This is a genomic window from Gammaproteobacteria bacterium (assembly GCA_035546635.1).
Lineage (GTDB): Bacteria > Pseudomonadota > Gammaproteobacteria > JAURND01 > JAURND01 > DASZWJ01.
Genome location: DASZWJ010000046.1, coordinates 54,941 through 69,687, shown reverse-complemented (window position 1 = coordinate 69,687; position 14,747 = coordinate 54,941). Strand labels below are relative to the sequence as shown.

The window sequence follows — 14,747 nt, the reverse complement described above, 5'->3', positions numbered from 1 at the left end:
TCCCGGCTTCTTGCCGGGACACGTGCATTTTTTAAGTTTCGGGCCAGCGACTAACTAATCGCGCCTATAAGAAACGCTGGCATTCCTGCCCAGGCATATTCCTACTTAGAAAAAGCGGTGACGATTGCAATTATCGAGCTGCCAATTGTGTCAACATGATGATGATAGAAAAAATAATGATTAATATTTGCACAGTCTTGCCGATATTTACCCGATAGCCAGTCGCAATTTTCTTCCAATCACGCCCGCTCCACAGCATCAACACGGGCAAAATGCCAAATAGAATCGCAACAAAGATGCCGGCATAACCTAATGCCAGTATAAATCCATTGGGATAGTAATAAGCGAATAATAAAGATGGCAGAAATGCAATTACCAATGTCAGCATTTTGCCTTTGGAGGTTCTTTTTATCTTAAAAGTATCAATTAAAAAATCAAACAGACTAAAAGAAACGCCGATAAATGAAGTGGCAATGGCGCAAAAAGTAAATACTTTAAATAGTATAGAAATCCAGCCTTTTTGTAGAATATGGTCTAAAGAATGTGCAAGACCGGTTGCAGGTTGGCCTGATACGAATACCTGTAATAATCCTTCATTGCCGTTAAGTGGCACCACGCCCAATATGATGAGTTCCCACAAAATATAGACTATTAGCGGAATAGTGCTACCGATGAGGATGGCGCGGCGGAGTTTTTTAACATCATCGTTGAGATACACGCGTAAACTGGGCAGAACATTTTGAAAACCAAAAGAAGTGATGACTACCGGTAACGCCAACCACATGTGGCTGGTGCTGGTGCGTTCCAGGTTAGGTAACTGCATGTGTGGTGCCAGAAAAATAATCACGAAAATATAAGTAAGCATTTTACCCATAAAAAATAGGCGATTTAAATAATCGACTGGTCGGGTGCCGATGTAGATGACCGTGCCGACGATTAAAATGAGTAACAAAGCACCAGAGCCATTATAAATATTTTTATGAAACACATCAGCTACGGTTTTTTGTACTAAATCGCCCATACCAGAAACATAAGCTGCCATCAACGAATAAAACAGCAGAAAATAGGCGATTAAGGCGATCAGCTTGCCCCAAATACCCAGCGTTTGTGTGGCCATGGAAACAATGTTGGTTCCAGGTTTCAACCACAAGTTGACTTCGAGCAGGATCAATCCTGTGAGCAACATACATAACCAGCACAATACAAATAATCCAATGGAAGGTAAAAAACCATAGGCCGCAGTTGATACTGGTAAGGCGAGCATGCCGGCACCGATGGAAGTTCCGGCGATTAATAAGATAGAGCCTAGGTATTTATTGGTTTGCATGGTTTGTCCTTGGATTGTATTTTTTAGTGGTGATGAACTGATCCCATAAAAAACATTGTCATTCCCGCGCCTGCGGGAATGACAACGCTTCATGCACTTTTTCTTATAGGAGTGAGTAGTTACTTTTAATGATTGTTATAATCTTTCAATTTGTTCTTGCACCTTATTACGTAAAAATGCCGGATCAGGTAAATCCATAAATGGATCTTTGCTGCCGCCGGTGCCGCTAATCAGTATAGTGCCATAATTAAACATTCTGCCGACTAATGTTTGATAAACACTGATGCTTTCAATGCGTGATAATAAAATCTCATTGGTGGTGCGGCGTATAAAGCCTTTTTTCAACAAAATACGTTTATTGGTAATGACAAATTCTGTGGATTTATATTTGACAAAGGCAGGTATAAAAGCAATCACGGCGGCACACAGTAAAATCAGAGGGACAAGCTGATATAATTGCGGCAGACCGAGAAATCGATAATGGCCTATAGGGTACATGGCGCTGATAAAAAATATCAGTATGGCCAGTACTAGCCAAAAGGCGGAGCGGGAAAAAATAATCCAGTGCGGTCGAACAGGGTAGATAATCACTTCATCCTGCATGAGATTTTTATCGATGTAGGTCATGGTTTTTCCTTGTTAAATTGAATAGTCTGTCATCCTGTTTGACAGCTGCGCTCAGGATGACCAGTAATACTAATCCACCTCAATCCGTTCCACCCGTTCAAATCCGCGTGGCAGTTTCTGTCCGCGGCGGCCGCGTTCGCCATGATAATGTGCTAAATCACTGGGCTTCATCAATAGTTTGCGTTTACCGGCATGCAAGGTGATTGCGCTGTTGGTATTGATGATAGCCATATCGGTTACAAATTCTGTATGGTTGGCAATTTTAGCTGGAGATATCGCGATAATTTTATTCCCCTTGCCGCGAGGTAATTGCGGTAAATTTTTTAAAGGAAATACCAGCATACGACCTTCATTACTGGTGGCGACAATCAGCTGTTGTTCATATTCAGTAATCAAACGCGGCGGGAGAATTTGCGCGCCTGCAGGTATTTTGAGCACGGTCTTGCCGGCGCGATTTTTACTATATAAATCACCCAGCTTGGCTACAAATCCGTAACCTGCATCTGAGGCTAACAAATAAAGTTGTTCAGTCTCACCCATAATCACCGTAACAAAATTCACATTGGGTTCAGGCTTTAAGCGGCTGGTTAGCGGTTCACCCTGGCCGCGAGCGGAAGGTAAACTGTGGGCGGGAAGTGAATAGCTGCGGCCACTTGAATCCAATATAATCACCGGTTGATTGCTGCGACCGCGAGTTTCAGCTTGGAATTCATCACCCGCGCGGTAACTTAAAGTCGTACCGTCTATTTCATGGCCTTTACCGGCACGTATCCAGCCTTTTTGTGATAGTACCACTGTCACCGGTTCAGATGTGACTAGCGATTCTTCAGCGAGCGCTTTGGCTTCGGTGCGTTTAACAATAGGAGAGCGGCGGGCATCGCCAAATTTTTCCGCATCCTGTGCTAACTCTTTGCGTATTAATGCCTGTAATTTAGCTTTTGATTTCAGCAAGCCGTTTAAATGATCGCGTTCTTTGGCTAGTTCATCTTGTTCAGTGCGAATTTGTATTTCTTCCAATTTGGCCAAGTGGCGCAATTTCAATTCTAAAATCGCTTCGGCTTGTATGTCGCTGAGATCAAATCGCGCCATTAATACCGATTTAGGCTGATCTTCATGGCGGATGATATGTATGACTTCATCAATATTAAGATAAGCGATGAGTAAACCCGCTAAAATATGTAACCGTGCCAGCACTTTATCTAAGCGATACTGCAAGCGCAAACGCACAGTTTGGGTGCGGAATTCTAACCACTCGCCAAGAATCATGCGCAGATTTTTCACTTGTGGTTTGCCGTCTAATCCAATCATATTCAGATTAATGCGGTAGTTGCGTTCTAAATCCGTGGTGGCAAATAAATGTGCCATTAAGGCTTCGACATCGACGCGATTGGAGCGGGGCACAATGATGAGGCGTGTGGGATTTTCATGGTTGGATTCATCGCGTAAATCTTCTATCATCGGCAGTTTTTTGGCTTGCATCTGTTCGGCAATTTGTTCAAGCACTTTGGAGCCGGAGGTTTGATGTGGTAGCGCGGTGATAACGATATCACCGTTTTCGCGGGTGTAAACAGCGCGCATGCGTAGACTGCCGTTGCCGGTTTTATAAACTTCTTGGATATCTTGCGGCGAGGTGATGATTTCAGCTTCTGTGGGGAAATCAGGTCCTTTAACAAAACCACACAGGTCTTTTAGGGTGGCATTGGGATTATCGAGTAAATGGATGCAGGCATTGGCGACTTCTTTGAGATTGTGCGGCGGGATGTCGGTCGCCATGCCTACGGCGATACCAGTGGTGCCGTTTAATAGGATGTTGGGTAGTCGCGCTGGAAGTAAACGTGGTTCTTCTAGCGTGCCATCGAAATTGGGCACCCATTCGACGGTGCCTTGTTCTAATTCATCTAACAATAATTGCGCGTAAGGTGTGAGGCGTGATTCGGTGTAACGCATGGCGGCAAAAGATTTGGGATCATCAGGTGAGCCCCAGTTGCCTTGACCGTCAATTAAGGGATAACGATAGGAGAAGTCTTGTGCCATGAGTACCATGGCCTCATAGCAAGCGGAGTCGCCGTGTGGGTGATATTTACCTAAGACATCGCCGACGGTGCGTGCAGATTTTTTATGTTTGGCGGTATTTTTCAGTCCCAATTCGGACATGGCGTAAATGATGCGGCGTTGCACAGGTTTTAAGCCGTCACCAATTTGTGGCAAGGCGCGGTCAAGGATGACATACATCGAATAGTCGAGATATGCCTTCTCGGTAAATTGCCGTAATGGCTGGTTTTCGATATTTTCTGTCGTCATGCGACTGATTTCCCTGTATTTTAAAAAAGTTTTTGCGTAAATTATAACGTTCTTATGATTAGGTCAAATATATTTAAGGAACACATCTTTATGCATATTATTTTATTGGGCAGTCCGGGGGCGGGTAAAGGAACTCAGGCGCGTCTTATTGCAAAAAAATATCATATACCGCAAATTGCCACCGGAGACATGTTGCGTGCTGCAGTCGAAGCGAAAACGCCGCTGGGTGAGATGGCGAAACAAGAGATGGATAGTGGCAAATTGGTTTCTGATGACATTATTATTGCTTTGGTTAAAGAGCGTTTACGTGAGCCTGATTGTGAGCAGGGGTTTTTGTTTGATGGATTTCCGCGTACTTTAGTGCAGGCGGAGGCGTTAAAATCTGCGCAGATTCATATCGATCATGTGGTGGAAATTTATGTGCCGGATAGTGAGATTATTCGGCGAATGAGTGGGCGCTTAGTGCATCCGCAATCAGGTCGTGTATATCATTTGGAGTATCATCCGCCTAAGGTACCAGGAAAAGATGATATGACCGGTGAACCTTTGATATCACGTGATGATGATGCGGAAGAAACGGTGCGTAAGCGTCTTTTAGTTTATCATCAGCAGACTGAGCCGTTGCTGGCTTATTATCATGAATGGTCAAGACAATCGGGTTTGGTTCCGAGGTTTACCCAAGTTTCAGGGATAGGATCAGTGGAGGAGGTGCAGCGGCGGATAGTGGAGGCTTTGGGTTAGTCATGCTTCCGGTCATCTCTGCTGTCATCCTGTCATAGCGAAAGATGACAGCAGAAAGAATGAGGAGTAAGTAATTTATTTCGTAACTACTTACCCCATAAAAAACATTGTCATTCCCGCCTGCGCGGGAATGACAATGCTTTATATTCGTTTTTTAGTAGAGAGTAGTTACTACTCAATCGTTTCAATTACAGCTGGTTTTGCTTTGTTAGGACGTCCGCGTTTGCCGGTTTTTTTTACAGTGTTTTTTGCTGGTTTGGCTTGCGCTTTTTTGGCAGGGCTTTTCTTTGCGCGTTTAGCAGTTTTTTTTGCATAACGCTTTTCAAATTTTTCTTCAGCGGCCTTGAGGATTTTCTTTTTAGCTTCTTCTTTCTTGGCTACTTCACGTTCTAAGGTTTCTAGCGCTTTAGCTAAGGCTTGTGCTTCAATTTCTTTTAGTTTTTTCTTGAACTCGGCAGTCTTTGTTTTTAATTTTGCGTTAAGTTCTTTTTTGAGCTGTTTAGTACGATTTACTGCTTCACGCCATTTGGCGCGGGCTGAATCAACCGGTTTTCGCCCTCCTTTGGCAGTCACTTTTTTTGCTCTTGGTTTTTTTGCTTTTGGCATTATAAAATCTCCTGAATGGTGGTTAATTTAATCGTACTGTTAAAAATATCAAACAATTTGAGTTTAGAAATAAAAACATTTTTAACAGTATTTAAAAATAAAAAAATTTGTTAAAACGGGAGCTAGTTTACTATGAAAAAGTAGGATGTAAAGAAAAATCTACGTTTTTCTTGCATTATTTAGCGATTTTTATAGATAAATGATTTTTCATTCGTGCTTAATCTCACTATTGTTTGTTATAATGATGAGGATTATCACGAAAGTGATAAGCAAACCCTTTGTGATTATGGGTTAATGTTTTTAATTATTTTTAGGAGTTGCTATGAAAGCAATGAGTCCTGTTTTTAAGTTGTTTTTTACAGTTTGTGCTGCAGTGATGTTGTTTGCTATTCCGGCTCATGGTGAGAACAGTTATTCTCCTGTTGGTTACTGGCAAACCTATGATGAAGACACAAATCAGCCTACCAGTATTCTGCATGTTTGGGAAAATAAAGGTGTATTACAAGGGAAGGTGGTAAAAATTTTTGGTAACCAGTCCGCAGTTTGTTCTGCATGTTCTGGTAGTCAACATAATCAGCCAGTCATGGGTATGATGGTTATGTGGGGTTTTACTAAACATGATAATGTTTGGACTAATGGAAAAATTTTGGCAATCAAAAGAGGTAAGGTATATAACGCTGATTTAGCTTTAACCGATGCAGGACAAAAAATGACCGTCAGAGTTTCAGTTTTCGGCAGTAAACATGAGTTGCATTGGACACGCGCTCAGAATTGGAAATAACTGATTGATCGTAAACTACTCGCACGTCGTCCCGGCAGGAAGCAGGGATCCAGTTGATAGGGATATCAAAGTTTTGTTTGCCTATGAACTGGATCTTGGCATCCATGCCGGTAGGACGGTATAAATAGGGTGCGAGTAGTTACGTTTCGGTGATGTGCTGATTCAATAATTCTACTTCTTGTGGCGACAACGCCAACCCCAATTTAGTTCGCCGCCATAAAATATCTTCAACCGTTTCCGCCCATTCATTTTCCATCAGATAAGCCACCTCCGCTTCATATAATCCAGCGCCGAAGTGCTGGCCTAAATCAGATAGATTATGTGCATTATTTAAAAACCGCTGGCACAGCGTACCGTAACTGCGCGCATAACGATAAGCAAGCTCAGCAGGCAGCCAAGGATATTGTTGTTGGAGTTGTTTATAAAAGCTGGAAAAATCCGCATTAGGTAGATCTCCACCAGGTAAGGGCGCATCTTTCGTCCAACTGGAAGTGGCATGGGGAAAAAATCTCTGCAAATCCTGTAAGGCATGCTCGGCAAGCTTACGATAGGTGGTGATTTTGCCGCCAAAAACAGAAAGTAAGGGCGCTTGTTGCGCATCGTGATTTAATTCTAAAGTATAGTCGCGTGTAATGGCTGATACATTGCTGGTATTTTCGCTGTGTAAAGGTCTGACGCCGGCGTATGTCCAAACAATTTGTTCACGAGTGATAGATTGTTCAAAATAACGATTGACTGCTGTAAGTAAGTAATCAATTTCTTCTGCTGAGATTTCAGCTTTAGCAGGATCGCCCTGAAAAGCAATATCAGTGGTACCGATTAAACTATATTTCCCCAAATAAGGAATCACAAAAATCACGCGATTGTCTATATTCGTCAGAATAAACGCATAATCTTCTGGATATAAACGTGGTACGACAATGTGGCTGCCTTTAACCAAGGTGACATGGTTTTTTGAGTTTAATTTCAGGTTTTGATGAATGACGGATTCTACCCAGGGTCCTGCCGCATTAATCAAAACCTTGGCTTTTATTACTTGGCTTTGGCCATGGGCATTGACCACTTCCATGACCCAATGATCCTTTTGGCGTGCTCCTGAAACTACGCGTGTCCGCGTAAGTATGGTGGCCCCCAGTTGTCGTGCTTGCAGTGCATTGAGTACGACTAAACGTGCATCATCTACCCAGCAATCGGCATAGCTAAATCCACGGTTGAAGGTTTTTTTCAATATTTGTCCTGCGCTATGCTGTGTAAAATTTATGGCAGAAGAGGCCGGAAGAACCTTGCGCTTTCCTAAATGATCGTAGAGAAATAATCCTAATCGCAACATCCAGGCTGGTTTCAGTTGCGCATTGTGTGGCATGATGAAACTAAGCGGCTGAACAATATGTGGCGCTTTTTTAAGAAGTACCTCGCGTTCCTTTAGTGCTTCTCTGACCAAGCGGAATTCATAATATTCGAGGTAGCGTAAACCGCCGTGTATGAGTTTGCTGCTTTTGGATGAGGTGGCGCTGGCCAGGTCATTTTGTTCGCACAAGGTTACTTTTAAGCCGCGACCTGCGGCATCTGCGGCAATACCGGCGCCGTTGACACCGCCGCCAATGATGAATAAATCGATAATATCAGATGTGGGCATTTCGTTTCCTGGGAATGGTATACTATTTAGTTCTGTGATGGTGATTATCATGCCAGCTTTTGTTGATAGGATAAAGTGAGAACCATTTAAGCGTAAAAAACTATGCATGAAAATATTCTGTTTTTCTCTATATTTCTTATTTTTACGGGTGCCGCCATTTTTTCAACCGTGGCATTGTATACCCGCCAATCTTTATTAGTCGCCTATATGATATTGGGCGTGGCGTTAGGTCCTTGGGGATTGGGTTGGGTTACCAATGCTGTTTTGATACAAAACATTGGCGATGTTGGCATTGTCTTTTTGCTGTTTCTCCTAGGTCTACATTTACATCCGCAAAGCTTATTACATCTATTAAAAAAGGTCAGCTGGGTGGCATTGGTCAGTTCCGTAATTTTTTTATTATTAGGCTTGGCTGTGGGTTGGCTTTTTCATTATACCTGGATGGAAAGTGTCATTATTGGGGCTTGTGCGATGTTTTCCAGTACCATTATCGGTTTAAAGTTGTTGCCCACGACTGTTTTGCATCACCAGCATACGGGTGAGGTGATGATTGGCATTTTGCTGTTGCAGGATTTAATCGCCATATTAACGCTGTTGTTTGTGCATAGCGCATCACTGGGGAATGTGAGTTGGATAATGATGAGTCTTAAGTTTTTGCAATTACCCTTTCTCATAGTGTTTGCTTTTATTTTTGAGCGCTTTGTATTGCGTAAATTATTTCGACGTTTTGATCGAATCCGGGAATATATGTTTTTGCTAGCGATTGCCTGGTGCTTGAGTTTGGCGCAGTTGGCCAATATGATGGGTTTATCTGCTGAGATCGGCGCATTTACTGCCGGTGTTTCTATCGCCACCAGCCCAATTGCAGTTTATATCGCGGAAAGCTTAAAGCCGGTGCGGGATTTTTTCTTGGTGTTGTTTTTTTTCGCCATCGGTGCAAGTTTTAATGTAGGCTATTTTCACCAAGTAGCCATTCCGGCGTTATTGTTGGCAGTACTGTTGCTATTGGCCAAGCCGTGGGTATTCCGTATTCTCTTGATGCAGGTGGGGGAATCAAAATCTGTAGCAGGGGAGATCGGGGTGCGCTTAGGTCAGATTAGTGAGTTTTCTATATTGCTGGTTTATATCAGTGTGCAGGAGTCACTCATCAGCCAGGCTGCCTCCAGTCTGGTGCAGCTGGTGACCATGTTGACGTTTATCGTATCTTCCTATCTGGTGGTATTGCGCTATCCGACGCCAGTTGCGATATCAGATAGATTACGTCGTGATTAAGCTTCTACAATTTCTGCAAAGCCAGTTTGCGCTGAGGAAGAATATTTTATGATTTTATTTGTTATTTTAATTTGTCTGGGATTGCAGCATTTCTCTGCATCTCAGCGCTATGACCATTTTTCTCTATTTAAAATTTATTCGCAGACTGGGACGCGGATGCTAGCGCAATTACCGGTAAAAAACGGCTGGGTTGCACTCATTTTATTATTAATACCCGTGTTAATAGTTGTAGCTGGAATCAATTATATTTTAAGTGGCATATGGTTTAACTCACTGAATTTTTTATTTAACTTAGCCGTATTGTACTATTGCTTAGGTGCATACAATAGGCGTAGGCAATTGCAGAATTACGTCGAGGCACTAGAAAAAGACGACCTGCAGGCAGCTTATTATGATGCAGGCGAATTTTTAAAAGCTCCCATGCCGACCGATCGTGTGACGCTTATTCGCCAGGTGACCAGGCAGATATTTTGTCAGGCAGATCGATATATTTTTTCAGTTTTGTTCTGGTATATTTTACTCGGTCCTACGGCTGTTTTGATCTATATGCTCACGGATTATTTATCCAATCTGGATAGTTTGGCGGAACTACCTATTGTTCTTGCTATTAGGCAGGCCGCAACGATTTTTCTTGCGATTTTAGCCTGGATTCCGGCTCGAATCAGTGGCTTTAGCTATGCATTGGTTGGGCATTTTGCTTATGCTATCTCCGCTTGGCGCAAGGACTTATGGACGCCTCTCGCGCTTGATTTTGCCTCTGAGATAGGGCTTGCTGCTTTGGAGTTGACTAAAGAAGATACAGTCAGTGCCGATGTAGAAGAAAATAAACGTGCGCTGGATTTGGTAGAAAAGGCTATTATATTGTGGTTAGCTGTCATCGCGGTGTTGACGCTGTTTTCCTGGATAACTTGACGCATAAGTTAAGCCACTCTACACTCGATAAATCATTTAAGGCAAAGTGAGATCAAATATGGCAAATCAAAACAATTCCTCTGATATAGATCCAATTGAAACTAAAGAATGGTTCGATGCGCTCTCATCAGTCATCAAAGAAGAGGGCAAAGAACGGGCAGCGTTTTTAGTCAACGCCTTATTGGCTAAAGCGGCAGCTACGGGTATACCAGTGCCGACAGGTCTGACCACTTCACACATCAATACCATACCTGTAGATCAAGAAGAAAAAATGCCCGCTGAAGGTCCAGAAGCGATAGCGCTACGTGCACTCATCCGTTGGAATGCCGTGATTATGGTATTGCGTGCCGGAGAAAAAGATCCAGCATTAGGGGGACACCTGGCCACTTATGCCTCCGCAGCCATTTTATACGAAGTCGGTTTTAACTACTTTTTCCGTGGCCGTACGGAAAATCGTCTTGAAGACCTGGTATATATCCAGGGACACTCTGCCCCCGGCATCTATGCGCGCGCCTTTTTAGAAGGCCGTCTCAGCGAAGAACAATTAGAGCATTTCCGTCGTGAAATGGGTGGCATTGGCCTTTCTTCCTATCCGCATCCTTTTTCTATGCCGGATTTTTGGCAGTTCCCCACGGTTTCCATGGGCTTAGGTCCATTGCAAGCCATTTATCAGGCACGTTTTCTGAAATATCTTGAAAACCGTGGTTTGCTAGAGCATCAGGGCCGTAAAGTCTGGGCGTTTCTGGGTGATGGCGAAATGGATGAGGTGGATTCATTAGGTGGCATCACCGTTGCTGCCCGTGAGCAGCTGGATAATTTGATTTTTGTCGTGAATTGCAATCTGCAGCGCTTGGATGGTCCGGTGCGAGGCAATGGCCATATCATGGAAGAGCTAGAAAGCTTGTTCCGTGGTGCCGGCTGGAATGTTATTAAAGTCGTCTGGGGCGGTCGTTGGGATGAATTGCTCGCCAAAGATAAAACCGGACTACTAGTCAAGCGCATGAATGAATGCGTGGATGGTGAATACCAGAATTTCCGCGCTAAAGATGGTGCTTATGTGCGTGAACATTTTTTTGGTAAATATCCTGAGCTCCTGGAATTAGTCAAAGACATGTCTGATGAGGATATTTGGCATTTAAATCGTGGTGGTCACGATCCGCAAAAAGTTTATGCAGCTTATGCGCAAGCAGTGAAACACCAAGGTCAGCCTACCATCATTCTTGCTAAAACGATTAAAGGTTATGGGTTGGGTGCAGCCGGTGAAGGACAAAATATTGCGCATAATGCCAAAAAAATGGCCATTGCTGATCTCAAAGTGTTCAGTAAACGTTTTAATTTATCGATACCAGAAGAAAAAATTTCTGCTTTGCCATTTATTCGTCCAGATAGCAAAAGCCCCGAAATCCAATTTTTGCAGGCGCGTCGTGAAGCTTTAGGGGGTTATTTACCTAAACGTTTCCATGATGCGCCTAGCTTGGAAACACCGCCCTTATCCTTATTCGATGCCGTGTTAAAGGGTTCAGAAGATAGGGAAATCTCTACTACCATGGCTTTTGTCAGAGTGTTGATGGCGTTGCTGAAAGATAAAAATATTAATCAGCATATTGTGCCGATTGTGGCCGATGAATCACGAACCTTTGGCATGGAAGGTTTGTTCCGACAGATCGGCATTTATTCTGTGGTCGGCCAATTATATGAGCCAGAAGACAAGGCACAAGTCATGTATTATCGCGAAAGCAAAGACGGCCAAATTCTGCAAGAAGGTTTAAGCGAAGCTGGCTCTTTCTGCTCTTGGTTGGCTGCTGGTACTTCTTACAGTAGCAATGCCTTGCAGATGATTCCGTTTTATATTTTCTATTCGATGTTTGGTTTCCAGCGCATTGGTGATTATGCTTGGGCGGCCGGCGATATACGTGCACGCGGCTTTTTGTTAGGCAGCCTTGCCGGGCGTACGACGCTGGCCGGCGAAGGTTTGCAGCATGATGATGGTCACAGCTTAATTCTTTCCAGTGTGATACCAAGTTGCATCAGCTATGATCCAACTTTTGGTTATGAAGTGGCAGTTATCATACAACATGGGTTGCAGCGTATGTGTCGCGATCAGGAAGATGTTTATTATTATTTAACCTTGATGAATGAGAATTACACCCATCCGGCTATGCCCAAAGGCGTGGAAGAAGGGATTATCAAAGGGCTTTATCTGTTGCAGAAAGGTGATGCTAAAGCGAAGCTGAAAGTACAATTGCTGGGTTCTGGCGCTATTTTGCGTGAAGTGATTGCTGCTGCTAAATTGTTAGCTGAGTATGGCGTTAGCGCCGATGTGTGGAGCGCGACCAGCATGACTGAGTTGCGTCGTGAGGCGTTGGCAGTGGAGCGTTATAACCGCTTGCATCCTAAGGCCACCCCCAAAGTGAGTTATGTGACTTCGTGTCTACAGAAGTCAAAAGGCCCAGTCATTGCAGCCACAGATTATATGAAATTATACGCCGACCAGATTCGCGCCTTTGTTCCTCGCGCATACCATGTATTGGGTACAGACGGCTATGGTCCTAGCGATACACGCCATTATTTACGCGAGCATTTTGAAGTCAGTGCGCAACATATTGCTTATACTGCGCTTTTAGCGTTGGCAAATGAAAATCAGATTACTGAAGCGCAGTTAATGAAAGCGCAGAAAAAGCTGGGTATAAACGCGGATGCACCTGATCCGGCACGGGTTTAACTCTTGATTCTAGGTAATTGCTCACTCCCTGTGTAGCTGTCATCCTGAGCGTAAGGGAAGGATGACAGCTACGCAGGGAGTGAGTAGTTATTCTTTATCTCAACAATGTTCCTTATCTGTATCTTGGTGTATCATCATCCGAGTCATCGTAATCCTCATATTGACTTAGCTTTTGTGTCACGCCTGATTGGTATTCTTCTTGGAATTTCATCGCTACCCCTTTGGTTATTACCATTTGAGGTTCGGTCGATTTATGTAAGCTACCTAACTCCCCTAAAAGTCTAGGCTCAGTTGCTTTTTTGTAATGTAAGCCGCAGAGATAACAGAGATCATAAAGCGTATTCAAGGTGCCTTGTTGCTGCTCATGCGAAATTCTATCCAGTATGGCGGACATGAAGGTATTCACACTCAGCATGCAGCTAGGAGATGGGAATTTAGCGCTATAAATAACGTCGGTATTTAATGGAGAATGATTTAACATATCCTTGAAGGAGTATTTTTGCGGCTGATCCAGCATGCCGGCAAGATAACGAATAGCTGTTTCATCACCTGTTTTAACTATCTTTAAAATTAATGCACTGCAATATTCTAATAAACCGCCTGATAATTTTTTATCTGCTGGAGTTTTAAGTTTATTTAACGACTGAGCAAGAGAAATAATATCTGGCGGTGCTGATATCTTAGATTTTGGAGCTGTGGGAGGTGGTGAAATGAATATAGGCTTCTGTTTAAAAAAATCGGTTTTGGGTGTCTCTTTAGATTCAGTTTCTACTTCTTTTGGGGCGCTTGAATTGCTAGGTACAAATATAGAAAATGATTTAAAAGTTGGATGTTTTTTCACGTCAGGCAATTCAGTTATGTCTTTTGCTGAAATGGGTGGCATGCCTCTTCTTTTTGCCCGTGTCGCCGCTTCTTCTATATATTTTGCTAGCTCCCTTTGATAAAGCCCTTTTAGATATTCATCGGTTACTTTTGATAAAATAGCAGAAGAGACATTGATATTTTTATTTTGATGGCGAAGAGCCTTTCGTTTTTGCTCTACAGATTCTCCACTTTCAATTTTTTTGCGAGACGATCATAGTTATCTGCCATAGACATCCCGAGTAAACCACAAGTGTTAGATAGCTGGTAAAGTGTGGCTTGCGTTTCCTCATTGCCTGGATCAACTGAAAGTCGCCTTAGAATTCTTGTTATAAGTTTATTGATTCCAATTTTTGCAGTGGTAGTTCCATGATTTCTATAGGATGATAAAGGAGAAGATGAATTCGTTAGAGTATCTATTAGCGGATGCCCAACGTTATCCAAATTATCATGGATTAATTTATCAAGTTGACCGATAGTCTCTTTATTGCCTTTTTTGATTATTTCTAGAACTAAATTACTGATTTCTTTTGTAGAAATTTTTGAAGGGGATGTCAGGCTTGCAAGTTTGTTAAAAGCGCCAATAGCTTGGAGATTTCTTGGAGAAGCCTCGGTCTCAATGGATGAAGGCGCGGTTTTCAATTTTTTTTCATCTTTATTTTTGACAACTTCTTTTGGAGATTGTGCAGGAGAATCATCCAGTTCATCATCTAAGCGGTAATATTGGTTTCGTTCTTTCTTTAAATGTGCCATATAAGTTCTCGTGGAAATGTTAGCGTTGCTAGTTAGGTCTATGCTGTTTTTTTAGAAAGATACTTGATGGGGCTTAAAGTAGTCTTAAAAACGCGAATTTCCTTCTCCCCTTGTGGAAGCAGGTGCCCGCTAGGGCGGCGGATGAGGGGTGAGTTTAGGTTAGCTTTTTAGCAGTAAATGCTACTATAAGCTTACCCCTCATCCGCCC

At 43.0% G+C, this 14,747-nt stretch carries 12 protein-coding genes; 5 read left to right on the top strand and 7 right to left on the bottom strand.

Features of this window, described 5'->3' with window-relative positions:
* Positions 1–130: 130 nt before the first annotated feature.
* From VHE99_12485 to parC, 3 genes are all read right to left on the bottom strand, one after another.
* The gene (locus VHE99_12485) at positions 131–1,327 is read right to left on the bottom strand and encodes an aromatic amino acid transport family protein (GenBank protein HVV69824.1); all 1,197 of its coding nucleotides are present in this window, start codon (positions 1,325–1,327) and stop codon (positions 131–133) included.
* Between the two features lie 135 nt (positions 1,328–1,462).
* The gene (locus VHE99_12480; protein ID HVV69823.1) at positions 1,463–1,954 is read right to left on the bottom strand and encodes a PH domain-containing protein; all 492 of its coding nucleotides are present in this window, start codon (positions 1,952–1,954) and stop codon (positions 1,463–1,465) included.
* A 69-nt stretch (positions 1,955–2,023) separates the two neighbouring features.
* A complete protein-coding gene (gene parC / locus VHE99_12475) occupies positions 2,024–4,255 on the bottom strand; it encodes a DNA topoisomerase IV subunit A (protein HVV69822.1) in 2,232 nt (743 codons plus the stop codon).
* A gap of 90 nt (positions 4,256–4,345) precedes the next feature.
* Here parC and adk point away from each other — a divergent pair, with 90 nt between their 5' ends.
* A complete protein-coding gene (gene adk, locus VHE99_12470; protein ID HVV69821.1) occupies positions 4,346–4,996 on the top strand; it encodes an adenylate kinase in 651 nt (216 codons plus the stop codon).
* Between the two features lie 171 nt (positions 4,997–5,167).
* On the opposite strand, the gene VHE99_12465 is transcribed toward adk, so the two are convergent.
* Entirely contained in the window at positions 5,168–5,602 is a 435-nt protein-coding gene (locus VHE99_12465; GenBank protein HVV69820.1) for a hypothetical protein, read from the bottom strand.
* A 322-nt stretch (positions 5,603–5,924) separates the two neighbouring features.
* On the opposite strand from VHE99_12465, the gene VHE99_12460 reads away from it, so the two are divergent.
* Complete coding sequence (locus VHE99_12460; protein ID HVV69819.1) at positions 5,925–6,383, top strand: DUF2147 domain-containing protein; 459 nt, start codon at positions 5,925–5,927, stop codon at positions 6,381–6,383.
* 139 nt (positions 6,384–6,522) lie between these two features.
* On the opposite strand, the gene glpD is transcribed toward VHE99_12460, so the two are convergent.
* Positions 6,523–8,019 carry a glycerol-3-phosphate dehydrogenase gene (gene glpD, locus VHE99_12455; GenBank protein ID HVV69818.1) on the bottom strand — a complete coding sequence of 499 codons (1,497 nt, stop codon included), beginning with the start codon at positions 8,017–8,019 and terminating at the stop codon, positions 6,523–6,525.
* 102 nt (positions 8,020–8,121) lie between these two features.
* On the opposite strand from glpD, the gene VHE99_12450 reads away from it, so the two are divergent.
* Genes VHE99_12450 through aceE form a run of 3 tightly spaced genes read left to right on the top strand, consistent with a single transcriptional unit; the run spans position 8,122 to position 12,925 of the window.
* The gene (locus VHE99_12450; GenBank protein HVV69817.1) at positions 8,122–9,291 is read left to right on the top strand and encodes a cation:proton antiporter; all 1,170 of its coding nucleotides are present in this window, start codon (positions 8,122–8,124) and stop codon (positions 9,289–9,291) included.
* A gap of 48 nt (positions 9,292–9,339) precedes the next feature.
* Complete coding sequence (gene ampE / locus VHE99_12445; protein HVV69816.1) at positions 9,340–10,203, top strand: regulatory signaling modulator protein AmpE; 864 nt, start codon at positions 9,340–9,342, stop codon at positions 10,201–10,203.
* Positions 10,204–10,261: 58 nt separating this feature from the next.
* Positions 10,262–12,925, top strand: coding sequence for a pyruvate dehydrogenase (acetyl-transferring), homodimeric type (aceE, locus tag VHE99_12440; protein HVV69815.1), 2,664 nt, complete (start codon positions 10,262–10,264; stop codon positions 12,923–12,925).
* Positions 12,926–13,037: 112 nt separating this feature from the next.
* Here the strand turns inward: aceE and VHE99_12435 are convergent, their stop codons facing one another.
* Positions 13,038–13,808, bottom strand: coding sequence for a hypothetical protein (locus VHE99_12435; protein HVV69814.1), 771 nt, complete (start codon positions 13,806–13,808; stop codon positions 13,038–13,040).
* 155 nt (positions 13,809–13,963) lie between these two features.
* Positions 13,964–14,539, bottom strand: a complete 576-nt coding sequence (locus tag VHE99_12430) for a hypothetical protein (GenBank protein HVV69813.1) — start codon at positions 14,537–14,539, stop codon at positions 13,964–13,966.
* Positions 14,540–14,747 lie beyond the last annotated feature (208 nt).

What these genes read in the sequence shown, in the direction of transcription:
- VHE99_12460 (HVV69819.1), top strand. Translation starts at nt 5,925, where the DNA reads ATGAAAGCAATGAGTCCTGTTTTTAAGTTGTTTTTTACAGTTTGTGCT.
- VHE99_12480 (HVV69823.1), bottom strand. Translation starts at nt 1,954, where the DNA reads ATGACCTACATCGATAAAAATCTCATGCAGGATGAAGTGATTATCTAC.
- ampE (HVV69816.1), top strand. Translation starts at nt 9,340, where the DNA reads ATGATTTTATTTGTTATTTTAATTTGTCTGGGATTGCAGCATTTCTCT.
- VHE99_12465 (HVV69820.1), bottom strand. Translation starts at nt 5,602, where the DNA reads ATGCCAAAAGCAAAAAAACCAAGAGCAAAAAAAGTGACTGCCAAAGGA.
- VHE99_12435 (HVV69814.1), bottom strand. Translation starts at nt 13,808, where the DNA reads ATGCCACCCATTTCAGCAAAAGACATAACTGAATTGCCTGACGTGAAA.
- VHE99_12430 (HVV69813.1), bottom strand. Translation starts at nt 14,539, where the DNA reads ATGGCACATTTAAAGAAAGAACGAAACCAATATTACCGCTTAGATGAT.
- aceE (HVV69815.1), top strand. Translation starts at nt 10,262, where the DNA reads ATGGCAAATCAAAACAATTCCTCTGATATAGATCCAATTGAAACTAAA.
- VHE99_12485 (HVV69824.1), bottom strand. Translation starts at nt 1,327, where the DNA reads ATGCAAACCAATAAATACCTAGGCTCTATCTTATTAATCGCCGGAACT.
- VHE99_12450 (HVV69817.1), top strand. Translation starts at nt 8,122, where the DNA reads ATGCATGAAAATATTCTGTTTTTCTCTATATTTCTTATTTTTACGGGT.
- parC (HVV69822.1), bottom strand. Translation starts at nt 4,255, where the DNA reads ATGACGACAGAAAATATCGAAAACCAGCCATTACGGCAATTTACCGAG.
- glpD (HVV69818.1), bottom strand. Translation starts at nt 8,019, where the DNA reads ATGCCCACATCTGATATTATCGATTTATTCATCATTGGCGGCGGTGTC.
- adk (HVV69821.1), top strand. Translation starts at nt 4,346, where the DNA reads ATGCATATTATTTTATTGGGCAGTCCGGGGGCGGGTAAAGGAACTCAG.